An 18,377-nucleotide genomic window follows, 5' to 3' on the forward strand; every position below is an offset into this window, starting at 1 on the left:
GTCAGCGCGTGCGTTTCCGCAACGTGGTCGCCGCGACGAGGACCACGCCGACCAGGAACGCGACCAGCCCGATCAGGAACCACAGCTTCTGCCCGGTCATGAAACTGCCGGTCAGCACGCCGACGCCCTGCAGCACCCACACCGCGCCGACGAGCACCAGCACCACACCGCAAGCCAGCGTGATCCACCGTTTCACGACCGCCTCCTCGCTTTCCGTGAAGGACTCCTTGAGGGAATCAGATTCCCTCAAGGAGTCCTTCACGGACCACCCGCCCCGGCGCAGCGCGGGTTAATTGCGGCGGCGAGGTTGGCCGTTGCCGAACTGCTGGGCTTCGCCGAGCGAGGTCGCGGTGGCGGTGGTGCCCTGTACCTTCGCGACCACCGTGACGTTGTCGCCGGATTTCAGCGAACCGGTCTTCTCTGTAGCCGAATCCAGCGTGTAGGTCTGCTTGTAGCCGTCCTTGCTCGTCAGAGTCACTGACGTGGCACTGAGTTCGGTGATCGTCCCGGTCTGCATCCGCTCGGTGATGTATCCGCCGCCCGGTTCTGCCACCACGAAATCGCCGTGCAGCGCCTCGCGCATCATGGTCATCCCGCCGCCGTTCCTGGTGAACCCGCCAGGACCGCCCGGCCCGCCGAACCCGCCGGGCCCCTGCTGCGCGGACGCGTCATTGCCGCTGGTCCCCGCCCAGATCGCGAGCCCGCCGCCGACCGCGATCACCACCGCGACGCCAGCCGCGATCGCGGTCTTGCGGCCCGACCACGACTTCCCCGGCCCGTCGCCGGGTGCGGGAGCGGGCTGCTCTCCCCAGGTCGCGTCCTGTGCTGGATCGGTCGTCATGGTCTCCTCCGGAAACGTTCGCGCTTGTCCTTCCGAGCGTCGGGGCGACCGCTGTGCGGAGGCTGTGCCGGACGTGGGGGACACCTGTGCGCGAGGTGCACAGGAAACACACAGCCGGGGCACAGCTCGACCTGAAGACCGGCCCCGAAGATGGCACCATGAGCAGCGTGAGCCGGGGCAAGGCCGAATTGCGCCGCGCGGACGGCAGCCCGGTCCGCGTGCTGGTTGTCGACGACGAGTCGACCTTGGCCGAACTCGTGTCGATGGCCCTGCGGATGGAGGGCTGGGAGGTGCGCAGCGCGGGCACCGGGGCCGAGGCGGTGCGCGTCGGCCGCGATTTCCGTCCGGACGCGGTGGTGCTCGACGTGATGCTGCCCGATTTCGACGGGCTCGAGGTGCTGCGCCGGATGCGCGCCGAAACGCCGTATCTGCCGGTGTTGTTCCTGACCGCGAAAGACGCGGTGGAGGACCGGATCGCCGGGCTCACCGCGGGCGGCGACGATTACGTGACCAAGCCGTTCAGCCTGGAAGAGGTGGCGCTGCGGTTGCGCGCGCTGCTGCGCCGGGCGGGCGGAGTCTCCGGTTCGGCCGGGTCTCAGCTCGTGGTCGGCGACCTGACCCTGGACGAGGACAGCCGCGAGGTGCATCGCGGCGGCGACCTGGTGCCGCTCACCGCGACCGAATTCGAGCTGCTGCGTTACCTGATGCGCAATCCGCGCCGGGTGCTGTCGAAGGCGCAGATCCTCGACCGCGTGTGGAGCTACGATTTCGGTGGCCAGGCCAATATCGTCGAGCTGTACATTTCCTATCTCCGCAAGAAAATCGACGCCGATCGGGAACCGATGATCCACACCATGCGCGGCGCCGGGTATGTCCTCAAACCCGCCGCGGGCTGAGCGCCGCCGTCCGTGGTCCCTGCGCCGCAGGCTGATCGTGCAGCTGGCGGCGCTGCTCGCGCTGGTCTGCCTGGTGGTCGGCGTGGTCACCGAATTCGCGTTGAACAGCTTTCTCGTCGGGCAGCTCGACGGGCAGCTCGAGGCGGCGAGCGATCGCGGGTTCCGGCACGGGGCGCCGCGCCCGCCCATCATCACTCCCGGGAAACTGCCGCCGGATCCGCTGCGCGTGCTCGGCCAGCCGGAGGGGACGCTCAGCCTGACTGTCCACAACGGAATCGTCAACGGGCAGGTGATCGGCCCGCTCGGCCTCATCCCGCTGAGCCCGGACCAGGACCGGGTGCTGCTCACGCTCGCGCCGAACGGCCAGCGCCGCACGGTCGATCTGTCCGGAAAACTCGGGAAGTACCGCGTGGTCGCGACCTATTCACCGCGCGGCGAGTTCACCGTGATCGGGCTGCCGATGAATCGGGTCACGGAAACGTTGTGGCGGCTGGGATTCATTTTCGGCGGGGTCGCGCTCGGCGGCATTCTCGTCGCCGGGTTCGCCGGCGCGGTCACGATCCGGCGCACGATGGCTCCGCTGGACCGGCTCGCCGCCACCGCTTCCCGGGTGTCCGAACTGCCGCTGGACCGCGGCGAGGTCGCGCTGTCCGAGCGAGTGCCCGAAGTGGACACTGACCCGCGGACCGAGGTCGGCAAGGTCGGTTCGGCGATCAACCGGATGCTGGGCCACATTGCCGACGCGCTCTCCGCGCGCCAGGCCAGCGAAAGCCGGGTGCGCCAGTTCGTCGCGGACGCGAGCCACGAATTGCGCACGCCGCTCGCCGCGATCCGCGGGTACGCGGAATTGACCCGGCGCAGCGGCGAACAGGTGCCGCCGGACATCGCGTTCGCGATGAGCCGGGTGGAATCCGAATCGGCGCGGATGACGACGCTGGTGGAGGATTTGCTGCTGCTCGCCCGGCTCGACTCCGGACGTCCGGTGGTCCACGAACCGGTCGATTTGTCCCGGCTGGTCGCGGACGCGGTCGCCGATTCGCACGTCGCAGGCCCGGAACACAAGTGGCTGCTGGAACTTCCCGGCGAACCGATCACGGTGCTCGGCGATTCCGGGCAGCTGCACCAGGTGGTGCTGAACCTCCTCGGCAACGCCCGCACGCACACGCCCGCCGGGACCACGGTGACGACCGCGCTGTCCGCCCAGGACGGATGGGCCACTTTGTCCGTTGTGGACGATGGGCCGGGAATTCCGCCGGACGTCCTGCCCGAGGTGTTCGAGCGGTTCGCCCGCGGCGACAATTCGCGTTCGCGCGCTGCCGGGAGTACCGGGCTGGGGCTGGCCATTGTCGCCGCGGTGGTGGCCGCGCATTCCGGACGGGTGCATGTCGCCAGCCGGCCGGGGCGTACCGAATTCGTGGTTTCGTTCCGGCAGTCGTGAAGCGTTTACCTCACGCGAAAGTGACCGAGGTGTTGGCTCCGCACAAGACAAAACACGGCAGCTCGGCCGGAACGCGACCGGCGAGCCAGGCGGCCAGCGGTGCCGCGGCGGCCGGTTCGACGACGAGCCGGAAGTCGCGCCACAGCAGGTCGCGCGCGGCGAGGATTTCGTCGTCGGACACCAGCACGGACGTGACGGACGGCGAGTTAAGGATGCCGAAGGCCAGCTCGCCGACGCGGGTCGCGCCGAGTGCGGAGGAAGCGATGGAGTCGATGGTGACGTCCACCGGTTCGCCCGCGTCGAGCGCGGCGTGCAGTGCCTGGCAATTCTCCGGCTCCACTGCGAACACCCGGCGGCCGTCCGCGGCCAGCGTCGCGCCGGAGGCCAGCCCACCGCCGCCGACCGCGACTGCGATGGCATCGACGTCCGGTGCGTCGGCCACGATTTCGGCGGTCGCGGTTCCTTGTCCGGCGATCACGTCGGCGTCGTCGTATGCGTGCAGGTAGCGGGTGCCGGGTTCCTCGGCGACCGCCAGCGCGGCTGCCGCGGCTTCGGCGTACGTCGTGCCGTGCCGGATGAGCTTCGCGCCGGCCGCCTCGATGCCGGCGGCCTTCGCTTCGGGCACGGTCTGCGGCACATAGACCACCGCGGGAATGCCCAGCATTTGCGCGGCGGTAGCGACGCCGAGGCCGTGATTGCCGCCCGACGCGGTGACCACGCGCTTCGGTGCGGGCCCGGTGAGCAGGGCGTTTACCGCACCGCGGAGCTTGAACGAACCAGACCGCTGGAGCTGCTCCAGCTTGAGGGCCAGCGGACGGCCGTCGATTTCAGTGCGTAACAGCGGCGTCCACCGGACGTGTGGCTTGAGGCGGATCGTGGCAGCGGCGACGTCGGCCGCGACAGGAGCGGTGCGCATAACGGTCATTCTCCTCTCCGCAGGTCCTCGGTGCGTGCCGCTCGCCGGGAAAACCCCAGCGTGTCAGGGCGCGACACGGTACAAGAGGGCATTGTCTAGATCTTGCAAGCCTCGCTAAGCTCTGCGCAGACGTGGGGTGTCCGACCATGTGCGTACCGCGACGAGTACTACCGAGAGTAGTAGCGTCCTGCGGGTGTCCCCGTTCGGTGCACTCCACGCCTCGGTCTCGTCGGGACTCCTCGGGAACGGAAGGTGACGTGGATGCGCGACGGCTTGGTCCGGTCGCACGAATCCGCTGCGCGGCTGCTCGACCGCCTCGGAATCCGTACGGTGCAGGCGAGGGTGACCGTGCTGGTCGTAGCTCCGCTGGTCCTCGTCGTGGCGGTGGCGGTCCCTCTCGGGTTTACCCAGGTCAACGCCGTATCGGCGGCGCAGGCCACTTCGGACACCGCGACCCGGGCGCAGCGAGCGGGCGGGCTGGTCGGGCAGTTGCAGCGGGAAAGCCTGCTCGCGGCCGCTTTTGTCGCTGATCCGTCGGCCACCAACGCGGCGCTCGTCCGGCAGCAGCAGACCGTGGACAGTGCTGCAGGCGGCCTGATCAGCCAAGGCGGCGCACTGTCGAAACTGCGGCAGAACGCCATCGCCAGGCAGATTTCCGTAGTCGATATCGCATCTGGCTACGATTCCGTGTCCACTGACGTGATCGACGCACTGGGGCTGGCCAAATCGGACAGTCCCGAGGCCCGAAAGCTCGACGCGCTGCTGCGCGCGAACGAGCAGCGAGCGGCCCGGGCGACCGCGCTGATCGCGGCCACCGGAGTTGATCGTGCAGGTCAGCGCGCCGCGGTCTACGGGGAACAGTTCGCCCGGCTGGCCGGAAACCAGGACGCGGCACAGGTAACCGCGGTCGAGTCGGGAGCGACGGCGCAGCAGTTCGACCGGCTGGCCGCCGCGCCGCGCCAAGACCGGCAGTTTGTGTCCGATGTGGTCACTGCGGGTACTCAGCTCGCCGATCAGCGCGGCGCGGTGGAGGCTCGGCTCACTGGAGCGATCGCCGACGACGCCGCCGCGAAAGCGTCCAGCGCGACCCGGACAGCGTTTATCCTCGGCGGCGCCGCGATTGTCCTTTTCGGACTGGTTGCCGCGTTGTCCGTACTGGCCGCGCGATCCGTCGCCCGGCCGTTGCGCAGGCTGAGCGGCCAAGCCCGCTCGACCGCCGACCTCGCCGCTGCTGAATTGGTTCAGGTCGCCGAGCCGGAATCGGGTCCGCCGCAACCGCTGCTGCCCGAACTCGACGCCGGGACCGGCGGGGAACTGGCCGAGCTGGCCGCCGCGTTCAACCGGCTCCGCGGCACGGCGGTGGAAGCGGTGACCGGACAGGCGAACTCGCGCCGCGCCGGGGTGCAGCTGCTGGTCGGCGCGGCCAAGCGCACGCAGAACCTGGTCGCCGGGCAGCGCACGGTGGTCGAGGAACTGGCGCGCGGGGCCGACGATCCGGTGCTGCTCGCCGGGCTGCATCGCGTCGAGCACGCCGCGCTCCGGCTGCGCCGCACCGCCGACGATCTGCTTGTGGTGACCGGGAACCGCGACGAAACCCGGGTCGGCGGCCCGATCGAACTGGCGACCGCGCTGCGCTCGGCCGCCGCGGAAATCGACGACGAATCCCGGATCAAGCTCGCCGAACCGGCTGAGGCGCTGCTCGCCCCGTCGCTGGGGATCGACCTGGTGCTGCTGTTCGCCGAGCTGCTGGAAAACGCCGCCGCGTTCTCGCCGCCGGAGTCCCCGGTCGAGGTCACGACGGAGTTCCAGCCGTCCGGCGACCTGCTGGTGCGCATCGCTGACCACGGCATCGGACTGCCCGCGGACCGGCTGGCCGAGGAGAACCGCCGTCTCGCCGAACCGGTCGACGCGGCGTCCGGGCAGCAACTCGGCCTCGCCGTGGCCGGACGGCTCGCGCGGCGGCATTCGCTGCGCGTGGAACTGGAGTCCACTCCGGACGGTGGGGTGACGGCACGCGTTTCGGTGCCGCAGGCGTTGTTCACCCGCGACGTCGATTTTCGGCGCGGGCCAGGGCTTTTCGAGCCGGGACAGGTGCCGGACCCGCGACCGGTGCTGCTGCCGGCACCCGCGATCGCCGCGCTGTCCGCGCCGACGCCCGCCGGGTTCCGGTGGTTCATCGATCCGCCCGAACTCGAAACCGAAACTGAAGCCGCCGAACCGGAGCCGGAAGAGGCTCCGGAATGGCCGACGGCCGAACCCGAGTTCGCCTCCCGCACCGGGACGCTGGAGCTGCCCGAAGAGTCCGCTGAGTCCAATGAGTCCGCTGAGTCCAATGAGGACACTGCGGACCCGTCGCCGACGCATCAGTTCACCGTGGTCGCACCGGAATCCCGGGACGGCGTGTTCCGCCGCGTCCCCGGTGCGCAGCTCGCGCCCGGGCTCAAGCTGCCGCAGATCGTCCGTACTCCGTTGCCGCGCCGCGAGTTGCGCGACCCGGCCGCCGAGCGGGCCACCTTCGACGCCTTTTCCGACGGCGTCGCCAAAGCACAGCAAGTCACCGCCCAGCAGGCCGATCAAGGAGGATCATGACCGTTCCCGCCGCCGCGCAGAACTTCAACTGGCTCGTCAACCGCTTCGCTCTGCACACCGCAGGCGCGATCGCCGCGCTCGCGGTGTCGGCGGACGGGCTGTTGATCGCCGCGTCGCAGGACCTGGACCGCGCGGACGCCGACCGGCTCGCGGCCACCTGTTCGGCGATGCTCGCGCTGGCCCAGAGCGTGTCCGAAAGCCATCCGCTCGGCGATCCGGACAAGGTCGTGGTCGAACTGGAACGCGGCTACCTCGTGGTCTGCACCATCAGCATCGGCTGCTCGCTCGGCGTGCTGGCGAACAAGCAGGCGAGCCTCGGCACGATCGCCTACGAGATGGCGATGTTCGCCAACCGCGCGTCCGAAGTCCTTACCCCCGCACTGGTCGAGGAGCTGAAGAACACCGCGCTCGCCTGAACTCGTGAAGATTCTCGTGCTTGGCCCGGCAGGAGCCGGGAAGACGACAGTGGTGCACGCTGTCTCGGAAATCGCGCCGGTGCGCACCGACGCCGGCGAAACGACCGCCGCGCTCGACTTCGGCAGGCTCGGCGAGGGCGAGCGGCGGCGGTACCTGTTCGGCGCGCCCGGGCAGGCCCGGTTCTGGTTCCGCTGGCCGGACCTCGTCCAGGGCGCGGACGCCGCGCTCGTGGTGGTCGACCCGCGCCGGATCGCGGACGCCTACCCGGTGCTCGACGCGGTCGAAGGGCTGCGGCTGCCGTTCGTCGTCGGGGTGAACTGCTTCGACGGTCTGCTCACCCGACCGCTGCACGACGTGCGCTGGGCGCTGACCGTGCGCGACGGCGTCCCGGTGCATCCGTTCGACGCGCGCGACCCGGCGTCCGTGCGAGAGGTGCTCGACCTGGTCGAAGCCGGGGTGGCGCGGGGGTCGGAGGCGCGGCAACCGAGTCCGCTATAGTCGTCTGCGGGGACCCCCCGTGGCGTCCACCCTGTGAACTTCCCCAGGGCCGGAAGGCAGCAAGGATAAGCGGGCTCTGGCGGGTACGGGGGGAACCCGCTTTTTTTATGCCCTTTTAGAAGAGGCCGAGCACGTCTTCCGGCGGCGTCGGCGAGGGCAGCGATTCAGCGTCGAAGACCGGTGCGGCCTTGCCCTGCAGTTGGCGCAGCTCAGCGCCGTGCACCACCCGCGCCGGATAAGGCGACGACGCCGCGCGCCGGGTCAGTTCCGCGGTCGGCAGTTCGAGCCGCGAGGCGGCCAGCACGAGATTGCCGAAGCGGCGGCCGCGCAGCACACCGGGTTCGGCCAGCAGGACGACGTGCGGAAACACCTCGGCCAGCGTCGCCAGGAACCGGCGCGCGAAGGGCAGGCCAGGGCCGTCGGAGATGTTCGCCAGCATCGCCGCGCCCGGCCGCAGCACGCGGGCCACGTCGGTCACGAACTCGACGGTCGCCAAGCCGCCGGCCAGCGTCGCGCGTTCGAAGGCGTCGATCACGATCAGGTCCGCCGACGCGTCGTGCCTGCTGCGCACACCCGCGCGACCGTCCTCGATCCGTACCCGCAGCTTCGGGACACTGCGCAGCTCAAGCTGTTCGCGCACCAGGTTGATCAGCGGCTCGTCGGCGTCGAAGACCAGCTGCCGCGAACCCGGTCGCGTCGCGGCGACATAGCGCGGCAGCGAACAGCCCGCGCCGCCGACGTGCAGCGCGTCGAGCGGTCCCGGCGGAAGGAAGTCGACCAGATCGCCGAGCCGGCGCACGTAGTCGAACTCCAGGTTCGTCGGGTCGTCCAGATCGACGTAGGACTGCGCTACTCCGCCGACCGAAAGCATCCACGCGTTGGGCCGATCGGCGTCCCGCAGCAGCTCCGCGGTCCCGAACCGCACCGGGTAAGTGCCCGGCTGCGGGCCGCTCGGCGCACGGCCGCGACCGGAACGGGAGGGGCTCACCCCGCTCACTGTAGTCTCGGGCACGTGGCTCTCGCGCTGTACCGGAAGTACCGTCCGGCGACCTTCGCCGAGGTCGTCGGCCAGGAGCATGTGACCGAACCGCTGCGGACGGCGCTGGCCGCCGGGCGCATCAACCACGCGTACCTGTTCTCCGGGCCACGCGGCTGCGGCAAGACGTCGAGCGCGCGGATCATGGCCCGCTCGCTCAACTGCGCCAAAGGCCCGACCCCGGATCCGTGCGGCGAGTGCAACTCGTGCCGCGCGCTCGCGCCGGAAGGTCCCGGCAGCGTCGACGTCACCGAACTCGACGCGGCCAGCCACGGTGGCGTGGACGACGCGCGCGAACTGCGGGACAAGGCGTTCTACGCGCCCGCCGAATCGCGCTATCGCGTGTTCATCATCGACGAGGCGCACATGGTCACCACGCAGGGCTTCAACGCTCTGCTGAAGATCGTCGAAGAACCGCCAGAGCACCTCATCTTCATCTTCGCCACCACCGAGCCGGACAAGGTGCTCACCACCATCCGCTCGCGTACGCACCACTATCCGTTCCGGCTGATCCCGCCGAGTTCGATGCGGGAGCTGCTGGAGCGCAACGTCGCCGCCGAGGGCGCGACGGTCGAGGCGTCGGTGTACCCGCTGGTGATCCGCGCTGGCGGCGGTTCGGCCCGGGATACCCAGTCGGTGCTGGACCAGCTGCTTGCCGGGGCCGGTCCGGAAGGTGTCCAGTACTCGCGGGCGGTGTCGCTGCTCGGCGTCACGGACACCGCGCTGATCGACGCGGTGGTCGACGGGCTCGCGAACGACAACCCGGCCGAAGTGTTCGGCACTGTCGAAAAACTCGCCGATGCCGGGCACGACCCGCGCCGCTTCGCCACCGACCTGCTCGACCGGCTCCGCGACCTGCTGCTGATGCGCGCGGTCCCGGAGGCCGGCGAACGCGGGCTGGTCGCCGCACCGGACGACGAGCTGAAGCGGATGACCGAGCAGGCCGACAAGCTCGGTCCGGCCACGCTGTCCCGCTACGCCGACATTGTCCACAGTGGACTTCTGGAGATGCGCGGCGCGACGTCGCCGCGGCTCGTGCTCGAACTGCTCTGCGCGCGGATGCTGCTGCCGTCGGTCACCGAGGCGGAGAAAGCCTTGCTGGCGCGGATCGAACGGCTGGAGCGGCGTCCGGCTGGCGCGCCCGCTTCCGCTGGTCCCGCTGTTGCCCCTGGTCCGGCTCCCGTGCCCAATGCCGGTCCCGCGCCTGCCCCGGCCGCTTCCGCTGGTCCGGCGGAGGCTCCGGCTCGGTTCCAGCGGCCTTCGCAGCGTCCGGCGCAGGAAGCTCCCGCCGCCGCACCGGCTCGTCCGGAGGTCAGCCGTCCGGCTCCCGCTGAAGCGCCTGCCGCGGCCCCCGCTGTTGATCCGGCTCCGGCTCCGGCCGCTCCGGTCGCTCCGGCGGAGGAAGCCCCGGCGGCGGGCGGGATCGACGCGGCCAAGGTGCGCGAGAAGTGGCCGCAGCTGCTGGCGTCGTTGCGGAAGTTCACCGGCGGGCGCGCGCTCGAAGCCATGCTCACGCAGGCCACGGTGGCCGAAGTGGACGGTTCGGCGGTCACGCTGACGCACAAGTCCGAACCGCTCGCCCGGCGGCTGAGCGACCAGGGCAACGCGAGCAAGATCGCGGCCGGGCTGAGCGAGGTGCTCGGCGGCGAATGGCAGGTCCGCTGCGTGCACGGCGCGGCCGCGGCCGCCGCTCCGGCGCGGCAGGCACCCCGGCAGCAGGCGGCGGCACCGGCTCCGGAACGGTCGTTCACGCGTCCGTCCGCGTCCGCGCAGGCTCCGGCCGCCGCTGCTCCGCCGGCCCCGCCGAAGCCCGCGGAAGCACCGAGCCGTCCCCGCGTGACGACGAGCGAACCGGACATCCCGCTCCCGCCCGAACCCTCGGACGAGGACGACGACATCTACTCCGAGGACTCCAGCCCGGTCCCGCCGCCCCCGCCGCCGCCCGCGGAGGAGGACCCGGAGCAGATCGCGCGCAAGCTGCTGTCCGACCACCTCGGCGCACGCCCGCTGGACTAGGGCCCTCGTGAGTGGCTGCGCCGGTTCTAACCGGCGCGAACGCTCACGAGGCCTGGCCAGTTCGCGTCCGCAGCAAGCCTCGCGCGAGTGGGCCTCGTGAGTGCTAATCCCGGTTAGAACCGGGATTGCCACTCACGACCACCTTCAGGCGCGGTCAGCTCGCCCGTCGCGTTAGGTTGCGCCGTAAGGGCTTCCGCGCGCGGCCCGCGGTGTCAGGAGCCAGCCAGGTAAGCCTCGATCGCCTTAGCGATGGCCTGTGCGTAGCGCAGCCGTCCCGCCGCCGATGACATCTGCCCGGCCTCGTCGGCGTTGCGCATGTTGCCGCACTCCACGAGCACCGACGGGCGGGTCGACAGGTTGAGCCCGCCCAGGTCGTTTCGTGGCGAAAGGCCCGCCGAACCGATGTAAGTGGAGGTGGCGAAGCCGTCGTCGCGGATTCCGTCGCGCATCGTGCGGGCGAGCTTCAGCGACGGTTCGCCCTGCGCCGCGTTCAACGGCGGCGCCGAGTAAGCGACGTGGAAGCCGTGCGCGGTCGGCGAAGTGGAGCCGTCGGCGTGGATCGACACCACCGCGTCGGCGTTCGCGTCGTTGCCGATCCGCGCGCGCTCGTCGACGCAAGGGCCGACGCCGGAGTCGTTCTGCCGCGTGTAGACGACCTTGATTCCCTTGGCCGCCAACGCATTCCCGATCTCCTTGGCGACCGCGAAGGTGAACGCGTGCTCCGGGTACCCGGCGTTGGTCGACGTGCCGGTGGTGTTGCACGGCTTCGTCTGCCCGCGCCCGGCGGGCACCTTCCGGTTGATCTCGCCAGGGTGCGCCGCGTTGCCGCCGTTGTGCCCGGGATCGAGGACCACGACCTTGCCCGAGCCGACCGGCGGCACCGCGGAGGTCGACGGCGGGCTCGCGGAAGAGGAGGACGGCGGCGGTGGCGGGCTGGACGACGTCGGGCCCGGGGTCGCTGAGCCCGGCGATGACGTCGGCGCGGCGGCCGGGGACGGAGGCGTTCCTCCGCCGCCGGAACACGCTGTGAGCAGCAGGATCCCGGTCAGCAACGGGAGTGTCTTGGCTCGCACGCGACCACGGTGCCACAGCACACGCGTGCCGCCAGGACGGACTCGCCGGGTACGCGGCTAGGCTGGGAGAGAACACCCAAACGCGGAAGGACCGAGTGCGATCATGGTGCAACCCGGCGGCGGCTTCGACCTGTCGCAGATCATGCAGCAGGCCCAGCAGATGCAGCAGAAGCTGGTGGAGGCCCAGGAAGAACTCGCCAACACCGAGGTCACCGGCACCGCGGGCGGCGGGCTGGTCACCGCGACGGTGTCCGGCGACAGCCAGCTGAAGGGCCTCGTCATCGACCCGAAGGTGGTCGACCCGGACGACGTCGAAACCCTGGCCGACCTGGTGGTCGCCGCGGTCCGCGACGCGTCGGCGAGCGCGCAGAAGCTCACCGAGCAGAAGCTGGGCCCGCTGGCGGGCGGCCTCGGCGGCGGCATGCCCGACCTCGGCAGCCTCGGCTTCGGCGGCTGACACTTGTACGAGGGTGTCGTCCAGGACCTGATCGACGAACTGGGCCGGTTGCCCGGCGTCGGTCCGAAGAGTGCCCAGCGCATCGCGTTCCACCTGCTGGCCGCCGACCCCGCGGACATCGCGCGGCTGCAGGACGTGCTGGGCAAGGTCAAGGAGGGCGTGCAGTTCTGCGAGATCTGCGGCAACGTCTCGGAACAGGAAACGTGCCGGATCTGCCGCGACGAACGTCGTGACCTCACGGTCATCTGCGTGGTCGAGGAGCCGAAGGACGTGCTGGCGGTCGAGCGGACCCGCGAGTTCAAGGGCCGCTACCACGTACTGGGCGGCGCGCTGGACCCGCTGTCCGGGATCGGGCCGGAGCAGTTGCGGATGCGGGAGCTGTTGAAGCGCATCGGCGAGGCGGACGTCCGCGAGATCATCATCGCGACGGATCCGAATACTGAGGGCGAGGCGACCGCGACGTACCTGGTGCGGATGCTGCGCGATTTCCCGGGGCTGTCGGTGACGCGGCTGGCGTCTGGGCTGCCGATGGGCGGGGATCTGGAGTTCGCGGACGAGTTGACCCTGGGGCGCGCGTTGTCTGGGCGGCGAGCGTTGTAAAAGCTCGTGAGTGTTTATCCCGGTTAGAACCGGGATAAACACTCACGAGGCTCAGCAGTAGCCCAGCTGCGCCAACGAATTCACCACGATGTCCGACGGATGGTACTTGTCCATCCACGACTCCCCGCGCCGATTTTGGTACGTGGCAAGGAATTCCCGCAGCAGGTCGCCGCGCATCTCGGTCAGCATGACGTTCTCGCCGATCCCCACGTGCCGCTCCGTGCGGGCACGGTGGACCGCGCACGGCAGGCCGAGGTAGCCGCATTCCTCCTGCAGCCCGCCGGAATCCGTGACCACGTACTCGGCGCGCGCGACCAGCGGCAGGAACTTCAGGTACCGCATCTTCGGCTGCGCGATGAACTTGTCGTCGAACAGATTGTCCAGGCCCAGCGCGCGGATCTTCTCCCGCTCGGGGGCACCGGCCAGGTACAGGATCGGCATCTCGCGGCTCTGCTCGCGCAGGATTTCCAGCACCTCACGGTACTTGTCCGCGCGCGACACCAATTCGAACCGGTGCAGCGTCGCCAGTCCGAACTTCTCCGGCAGGCCCGGCACGTCCAGCGGCTGGTCGATGACCTGGCGCATCGAGTCGATCGCGGTGTTCGCCTCCGTGTTCACCACGACACCGCGCGCGTTGCGGAGGTTGTGCACCTCGCGGTCGCTCGGCGAGAAGTGGATGTCCACGAGCTTTCCGGCGATCTTCCGGTTCAGTTCCTCCGGCAGCGGCGACAGAATGCTGCCCGACCGCGTGCCCGCCTCGATGTGCCCGACGCGGGCCTTCAGGATCTTCTTGCCGATCAACGCCCCGTACGGCGTGGTGAACGTGTCGCCGTGCACCAGCACCAGCGGCGGGCGGCCGTCCTCGGCCAGGCGGGCGCGCAGTTCGGCGCGGCGGCTCCACGCGGTGCGCATGACCTGCGCCGCCCAGCCCGGTACCTGCGCCGGGGATTCGAGGTTGTGCGCCTGCGCCCGCGGCACGAACCACACGTCCGGTTCCGGCAGCCGCAGATCGGCGAGCACGTCGGCTACCTCGTCCACGTGCTGTGCGGTGAACCAGAGCTTCGGCGTCGCGCCGCGCTCGGCGATCCGGTGGAAGACCGGCGCGATCTTGATCAGTTCCGCGGTGGTGCCGACAATGAAGGAAATCACCGTGGAAGCCCAATCACCGTAAGGTCAACGACGGCGGCCAGGATACTGGGCATCCCGGCCCGGCAAGTACAGGGTAGCCTCGCCGCGTGAGTGCGAACCCGCTCCTCCCGTCGCTCAGCGTCGTGATTCCGGTCTACAACGAACAGGACTGGATCGACCGCAGCGTGGGCGCGCTGATCGCCTCCGCGGAGGCGGCGCGGTGGCCGGTCGAGGTGCTCGTCGTGGACGACGGGAGCACCGACGGCACGCCGCGGCGGCTCGCCGGGCTGCGCGAGAAGTACGGGATCACTGTGCTGACCCAGCCCAACGGCGGCCGGTTCGAGGCCCGCCGCGCCGGGATGGCGAAGGCGTCCGGCGACTGGCTGATGCTGCTGGACAGCCGGGTGATCGTCGATCCAGGCAGCCTCTCCTTCCTGCGCGAGCAGCTCACCGAGCACCCGGAGCGCGCGGTCTGGAACGGCCACATCCACGTCGCCTCCGAGCGCAATCCTTACGCGGGCTTCATGGCCGGCCTGGTCACCGTCGGCTGGCGGCGGTACTTCCAGGACCCGAAGCTGACGTCGTTCGGCATCGAAGAGTTCGACGTCTACCCCAAGGGCACCACGTTCTTCTGCGCACGCCGCGACCTGCTGGAAGGTTCGGCCGCCGCGTTCGAGTCGCTGTTCGACGACGTCCGGCTCGCCAGCGACGACACCCGCATGCTGCGCTGGATCGCCGAACGTTCGCGCATTTTTCTGGCCCCGCAGTTCTCCGCGATCTATCACGGGCGCGATTCGTTCAAAAAGTTCTACGCACAGTCATTTTTTCGCGGCACTACCTATGTCGATTCTTACCTAAGTTCACCCGGTCCAGCGAGAAACGCGTTGTTTGGCTCGCTCGCAGTAGGCGCGGTCGGCCTGGGACTGGCGGTGAAAAAGCCGAAGACGACCGCCGCGCTCGGGGTGGCCGGAAGTGTCGCGGCCGCCGCGGTGGTGAAGAAGTGCGGGGCCACCAACGCTGAGGCGCGTGCGGTCAGCACCCTGCTGCCGGTTTTCGCGGCCGGCTTCGGCTCGGGGGTGCTGCGCGGGCTGTATCTCGCGCTGCGCGCACGGCTGCGGCGCCGATGACGGTGACCGGCACCGAAGAGACGGCCAACGGCGTCGTCCGCGACACCCACCGCACCGCGGGAAAACTCGGCGGCTCGCTGATCGCGTCGATCATCCTCGGGTACGTCCTCACCGTCGCCTGCGCGCGGCTTCTGCCGCCGGACCAGTACGCCACTTTCGTCACCTTCTGGGGCCTCCTGATGGGCCTCGGCAGCGCGCTTTCCCCGCTGGAGCAAGAACTTTCCCGGCAGTCCGCGGTGGCCGCGCTCACCGGTGGACTGGCCGGGCGGGGCGCGCTTCGTGCCGTCGCCACCGCCGCCGCGGTCGCCGCCGCGTTCGGGCTCGCGCTGCTCGTCCCGCCGATCAACGACCGGCTTTTCCACGGCACCTGGGAACTCGCCCTGATCGTGCTGGCCGGCGGCGTCGCGTTCGCCTGTCAGTTCGGCATTCGCGGGTTGCTGATCGGGCAACATCAGGTGAAACATTTCGCCTGGCTCGTGGTCGCCGAACCGGCGGTCCGCGCGCTGGTGCTGGGGTTGCTGGTCGTCGCGACGGCCTACCAGCTGGTCCCGCTCGCGCTGGCGGTGGCGGCGGGTTCGTTCGCCTGGCTGCTGTTCGTGCGCCAGGGCTGGCGGCTGCTCGACGTCCGCGCCGACGGCGACGGCTGGGCGGTGACCGTCCGCCGGATGCTGATGCTGCTGCTCGGTGCCGCGCTCACCGCGAGCGTCATCACCGGTTATCCCGCGCTGGTCGGCCTGCTCGCGCCGGGCGGCGACCGCGAACGGCTCGGTGCGGTCTTCGCCGCGCTGGTCATCGCGAGGTTGCCGCTGACCCTGATCGGGCCGGTGCAATCGCTTGCGGTGCCGTTCGTCGTACGGCTTTCCACCAGCGAGGCCGGACGGCACCGGTTGCGTCGCGTGCTGCTGCTCGGCACGTTCGCCTCGCTCGCGCTGGCCGCCCTCGGCGCGCTGGTCGGCACGCTGATCGGCCCGTGGGCGGTGCGGTTCGTCAACGGCCCCGGCTACCAGGTGGACGGCTGGGCGGTGGCCGGGCTCGTGTGGTCCTCGGTGCTGCTGGTGCCGATGCAGTTGCTCACCGCCGTGCTCGTTGCGCGCGCCCATGCCAGGCGCGTGTTGATCACCTGGGCAGTGGTCGCGGCCACTGCGTCGGTGCTGCTGCTGGCCGTGCCGGGCGACACCGTGCTGCGCGCGGTGATCGCACTCGCCGCCGCGCCAATGACCGGCCTCGCGGTCGTGCTCACATTCGTTCTCGCTAATTCGTCCGCGGGCGAGTCCCGTGAAACGTCGGCATAGCGCCGCAGTAGTGTGACTTCGCAGCCGCCGGCATCGGTGTGCGGCGAACGTAAAATGCCGATCAGGTTTGGACCGCGAATTCGATGAACGTTCTTCTGGTGCTGCTCGCATTCTGGGTGCCCGGGCTCGTCTTCGGGGCCGCCATCCGGCTGCGCGGGTGGACTCTCGCGGCCACCGCGCCGCTGCTCACCTTCGGAGTCGTGGCGCTCGGCGTCCCGGTGCTCGGCGGGCTCGGCGTCCGCTGGACGATGCTGTCGGTCGCGCTCTGGACGCTCGTCCTCGCGGTCGTCGGCTTCGGCCTCGCCTTCGGGGCGCGCCGGCTGCGCGCGGCCCGGCACCCGGACTGGACCGTCGACGAGCTGCCGAAGCTCCCGCTGCGCGACCACGTCGTGATGGCGGTCGGCGTCGTGGCGGGCATGGCCGTGGGCGCGGTCACGTTCCTGCGCGGCAGCAGCGGGATCAACACCGTCCAGCAGGGCTGGGACGCGCCGTTCCACGGCAACCTGATCCGCTGGATCGCCGAGCACGGCGACGCCCGGCCGTCCACTGTGGGCACGATCGCGAATCTGCCGAACCAGACCAACTACTTCTACCCCGACACCTATCACGCGCTGCTCTCGCTGGTCTTCGGCAAGGGCGGGCTCACCATGATGCCCACGCTGAACCTGGCCGCGCTCGCGGTGATCTTCACCGTGCCGGTCGGTGTCGCGGCGCTGTGCCGGGTGTGGGGCATGCCCGCGCTGGGCACCGCCGCGGCCGCCGCGGTCACCACGTGGTTCAGCGCATTCCCCTACGACTCGCTGTGGCGCGGTCCACTGTGGCCGTACGTCGCGGGCGTCGCGCTGATCCCGGCGATGCTCGTGCTCGCGCGGTACCTGCTGAAGCCGGACGGCATCGCGGGCCCGGTCGCGATCGGGGTCGGCGTCGCCGGGCTGTGCGGCCTGCACACCAGCGTCGTGTTCGTGCTCGTCGGCTACTTCCTGCTGATCCTGCTGGCGGTGCTGTTCCGCTACGAGAAGATCGAATGGCGGCGCAGCGCGCCTTCGCTCATCGCGACCGTCGGGCTGGCGATTGTCCTCGGCGTACCGCTCGTGCTGCCGTCGCTCTACAACGCGAGCGGCGTGACGAGCGCGCATTGGGCACCGGAGGCGACGCTCGCCGGCGGCCTCGGCGAGACGCTCACCTTCTCCCCGATGTCGGAGTTCCCGCAGTGGTGGGTCGGCGTGCCCGCGTTCATCGGGATCGTGCTGATGGTGCGGCACCGGCGGATGATGTGGATGGTCGGCGCGTACGTCGTGTTCGGCGGCCTGTTCATGGTCACCGTGGCGCTCGAATCGGGCATCGTGCAGACGGTCACGAGCGTCTTCTACAACGACCACTGGCGGATCGCCGCGCTCGTGCCGCTCGCCGGTGCGGTGGCGTTCGGCGAGTTCGCGCACACCGCTGTCGCGTGGCTGGTCCGCAAGATGCAGCCCCGGGTGAAGCTGAAGCCGGTCGCGCTCACCGGGGTCGCGGTGCTGCTGCTGGCCGTGGTGCTCGGCGGGCTGAGCGGGGGCGGCTACGTCGGACGCAACGCGGTGCGGCTGTCGACCACCTACAAGGACGGGCCGACGGTGTCCAAAGCGGAGGAAGCCGCGTACGCGTGGCTCGGCCAGCACACCGTGCCCGGCGAACACGTGATGAACAACAAGGCCGACGGCTCGGCGTGGATGTACGCGCTGTCCGGCGTGATGCCGGTCGAGTGGAACTACTACGGCGCCGAAGGGAACACCAAGGCCGCGTACCTGAGCGCGTGGGTGGACCAGGTCGACAAGTACCCACAGGTCCGCAAGGACCTCACCGACCTGCACGTCCGCTATGTCATCCAGGGCAAGGGCCTCGCCGCCGACAACGCCATCCAGTCGGTCGGCGTGGCGCGGATCACCGAAGGCCCGATGTTCCGGGTGGTCTTCCGCAACCCGGACGCGACGATTTACCAGATCGCGGGGCAGTCCGGAGTGACCGGATCCGCCGCCGCGCCCGGGGCTAGCACTCCGCACGGGGAGTGAGCGGT

17 protein-coding genes and 1 other RNA gene are annotated in these 18,377 nt (G+C 70.2%); 12 read left to right on the forward strand and 6 right to left on the reverse strand.

Translation table 11 applies throughout. The annotated features are described in order from the left end of the window. Position 1: 1 nt before the first annotated feature. Both ACFSVL_RS13575 and ACFSVL_RS13580 read right to left on the reverse strand, forming a co-directional pair. Positions 2–196, reverse strand: a complete 195-nt coding sequence (locus ACFSVL_RS13575) for a hypothetical protein (RefSeq protein ID WP_378303965.1) — start codon at positions 194–196, stop codon at positions 2–4. 93 nt (positions 197–289) lie between these two features. Continuing rightward, positions 290–841 carry a hypothetical protein gene (locus ACFSVL_RS13580; protein ID WP_378303966.1) on the reverse strand — a complete coding sequence of 184 codons (552 nt, stop codon included), beginning with the start codon at positions 839–841 and terminating at the stop codon, positions 290–292. 158 nt (positions 842–999) lie between these two features. On the opposite strand from ACFSVL_RS13580, the gene ACFSVL_RS13585 reads away from it, so the two are divergent. Together ACFSVL_RS13585 and ACFSVL_RS13590 are read left to right on the forward strand one after the other, a co-directional pair. After that, positions 1,000–1,737 (forward strand): response regulator transcription factor, encoded by a 738-nt coding sequence (locus ACFSVL_RS13585; protein WP_378303968.1) that lies wholly within the window; start codon positions 1,000–1,002, stop codon positions 1,735–1,737. After that, on the forward strand, positions 1,712–3,175 hold the full coding sequence (locus ACFSVL_RS13590; protein ID WP_378303970.1) for a sensor histidine kinase: 1,464 nt from the start codon (positions 1,712–1,714) through the stop codon (positions 3,173–3,175). Before ACFSVL_RS13585 ends, ACFSVL_RS13590 begins: the two co-directional genes overlap by 26 nt. A gap of 10 nt (positions 3,176–3,185) precedes the next feature. On the opposite strand, the gene ACFSVL_RS13595 is transcribed toward ACFSVL_RS13590, so the two are convergent. Beyond that, positions 3,186–4,091, reverse strand: a complete 906-nt coding sequence (locus tag ACFSVL_RS13595) for a serine/threonine dehydratase (RefSeq protein WP_378303972.1) — start codon at positions 4,089–4,091, stop codon at positions 3,186–3,188. A gap of 261 nt (positions 4,092–4,352) precedes the next feature. Here ACFSVL_RS13595 and ACFSVL_RS13600 point away from each other — a divergent pair, with 261 nt between their 5' ends. The 4 genes from ACFSVL_RS13600 to ffs all read left to right on the forward strand — a co-directional run bounded on the left by ACFSVL_RS13600 (position 4,353) and on the right by ffs (position 7,700). Beyond that, positions 4,353–6,680, forward strand: a complete 2,328-nt coding sequence (locus ACFSVL_RS13600) for a sensor histidine kinase (RefSeq protein WP_378303974.1) — start codon at positions 4,353–4,355, stop codon at positions 6,678–6,680. Beyond that, positions 6,677–7,096: a roadblock/LC7 domain-containing protein gene (locus tag ACFSVL_RS13605; RefSeq protein ID WP_378303976.1), complete on the forward strand. Its 420-nt coding sequence runs from the start codon at positions 6,677–6,679 to the stop codon at positions 7,094–7,096. Before ACFSVL_RS13600 ends, ACFSVL_RS13605 begins: the two co-directional genes overlap by 4 nt. Positions 7,097–7,100: 4 nt before the next feature. Then, positions 7,101–7,595 carry a GTP-binding protein gene (locus ACFSVL_RS13610; RefSeq protein ID WP_378303978.1) on the forward strand — a complete coding sequence of 165 codons (495 nt, stop codon included), beginning with the start codon at positions 7,101–7,103 and terminating at the stop codon, positions 7,593–7,595. A 5-nt stretch (positions 7,596–7,600) separates the two neighbouring features. Then, an RNA gene (gene ffs / locus ACFSVL_RS13615) (signal recognition particle sRNA small type) lies at positions 7,601–7,700 on the forward strand. A gap of 10 nt (positions 7,701–7,710) precedes the next feature. Here the strand turns inward: ffs and ACFSVL_RS13620 are convergent. Next, positions 7,711–8,583, reverse strand: a complete 873-nt coding sequence (locus tag ACFSVL_RS13620; RefSeq protein ID WP_449224375.1) for a spermidine synthase — start codon at positions 8,581–8,583, stop codon at positions 7,711–7,713. A gap of 24 nt (positions 8,584–8,607) precedes the next feature. Here ACFSVL_RS13620 and ACFSVL_RS13625 point away from each other — a divergent pair, with 24 nt between their 5' ends. Beyond that, the gene (locus ACFSVL_RS13625; protein ID WP_378303980.1) at positions 8,608–10,647 is read left to right on the forward strand and encodes a DNA polymerase III subunit gamma and tau; all 2,040 of its coding nucleotides are present in this window, start codon (positions 8,608–8,610) and stop codon (positions 10,645–10,647) included. Between the two features lie 212 nt (positions 10,648–10,859). On the opposite strand, the gene ACFSVL_RS13630 is transcribed toward ACFSVL_RS13625, so the two are convergent. Then, complete coding sequence (locus tag ACFSVL_RS13630; RefSeq protein ID WP_378303982.1) at positions 10,860–11,720, reverse strand: N-acetylmuramoyl-L-alanine amidase; 861 nt, start codon at positions 11,718–11,720, stop codon at positions 10,860–10,862. Between the two features lie 103 nt (positions 11,721–11,823). On the opposite strand from ACFSVL_RS13630, the gene ACFSVL_RS13635 reads away from it, so the two are divergent. Together ACFSVL_RS13635 and recR are read left to right on the forward strand one after the other, a co-directional pair. Next, entirely contained in the window at positions 11,824–12,177 is a 354-nt protein-coding gene (locus ACFSVL_RS13635; protein ID WP_378303984.1) for a YbaB/EbfC family nucleoid-associated protein, read from the forward strand. 3 nt (positions 12,178–12,180) lie between these two features. Then, a complete protein-coding gene (recR, locus tag ACFSVL_RS13640; RefSeq protein WP_037808499.1) occupies positions 12,181–12,777 on the forward strand; it encodes a recombination mediator RecR in 597 nt (198 codons plus the stop codon). A gap of 51 nt (positions 12,778–12,828) precedes the next feature. Here the strand turns inward: recR and ACFSVL_RS13645 are convergent, their stop codons facing one another. Beyond that, a complete protein-coding gene (locus ACFSVL_RS13645) occupies positions 12,829–13,926 on the reverse strand; it encodes a UDP-N-acetylglucosamine 2-epimerase (RefSeq protein WP_378303986.1) in 1,098 nt (365 codons plus the stop codon). Between the two features lie 86 nt (positions 13,927–14,012). Between ACFSVL_RS13645 and ACFSVL_RS13650 the strand changes: the two genes are divergently transcribed. The 3 genes from ACFSVL_RS13650 to ACFSVL_RS13660 all read left to right on the forward strand — a co-directional run bounded on the left by ACFSVL_RS13650 (position 14,013) and on the right by ACFSVL_RS13660 (position 18,372). Continuing rightward, positions 14,013–15,032 (forward strand): glycosyltransferase family 2 protein, encoded by a 1,020-nt coding sequence (locus ACFSVL_RS13650; protein WP_378303988.1) that lies wholly within the window; start codon positions 14,013–14,015, stop codon positions 15,030–15,032. Beyond that, positions 15,029–16,324 carry a hypothetical protein gene (locus ACFSVL_RS13655; protein WP_378303990.1) on the forward strand — a complete coding sequence of 432 codons (1,296 nt, stop codon included), beginning with the start codon at positions 15,029–15,031 and terminating at the stop codon, positions 16,322–16,324. Before ACFSVL_RS13650 ends, ACFSVL_RS13655 begins: the two co-directional genes overlap by 4 nt. Before the next feature lie 83 nt (positions 16,325–16,407). Beyond that, positions 16,408–18,372, forward strand: a complete 1,965-nt coding sequence (locus tag ACFSVL_RS13660; RefSeq protein ID WP_378303992.1) for a DUF6541 family protein — start codon at positions 16,408–16,410, stop codon at positions 18,370–18,372. Positions 18,373–18,377: the final 5 nt, after the last annotated feature.

This window comes from Amycolatopsis silviterrae (assembly GCF_042684085.1).
In the GTDB taxonomy this organism is placed as follows: Bacteria; Actinomycetota; Actinomycetes; order Mycobacteriales; family Pseudonocardiaceae; genus Amycolatopsis; species Amycolatopsis silviterrae.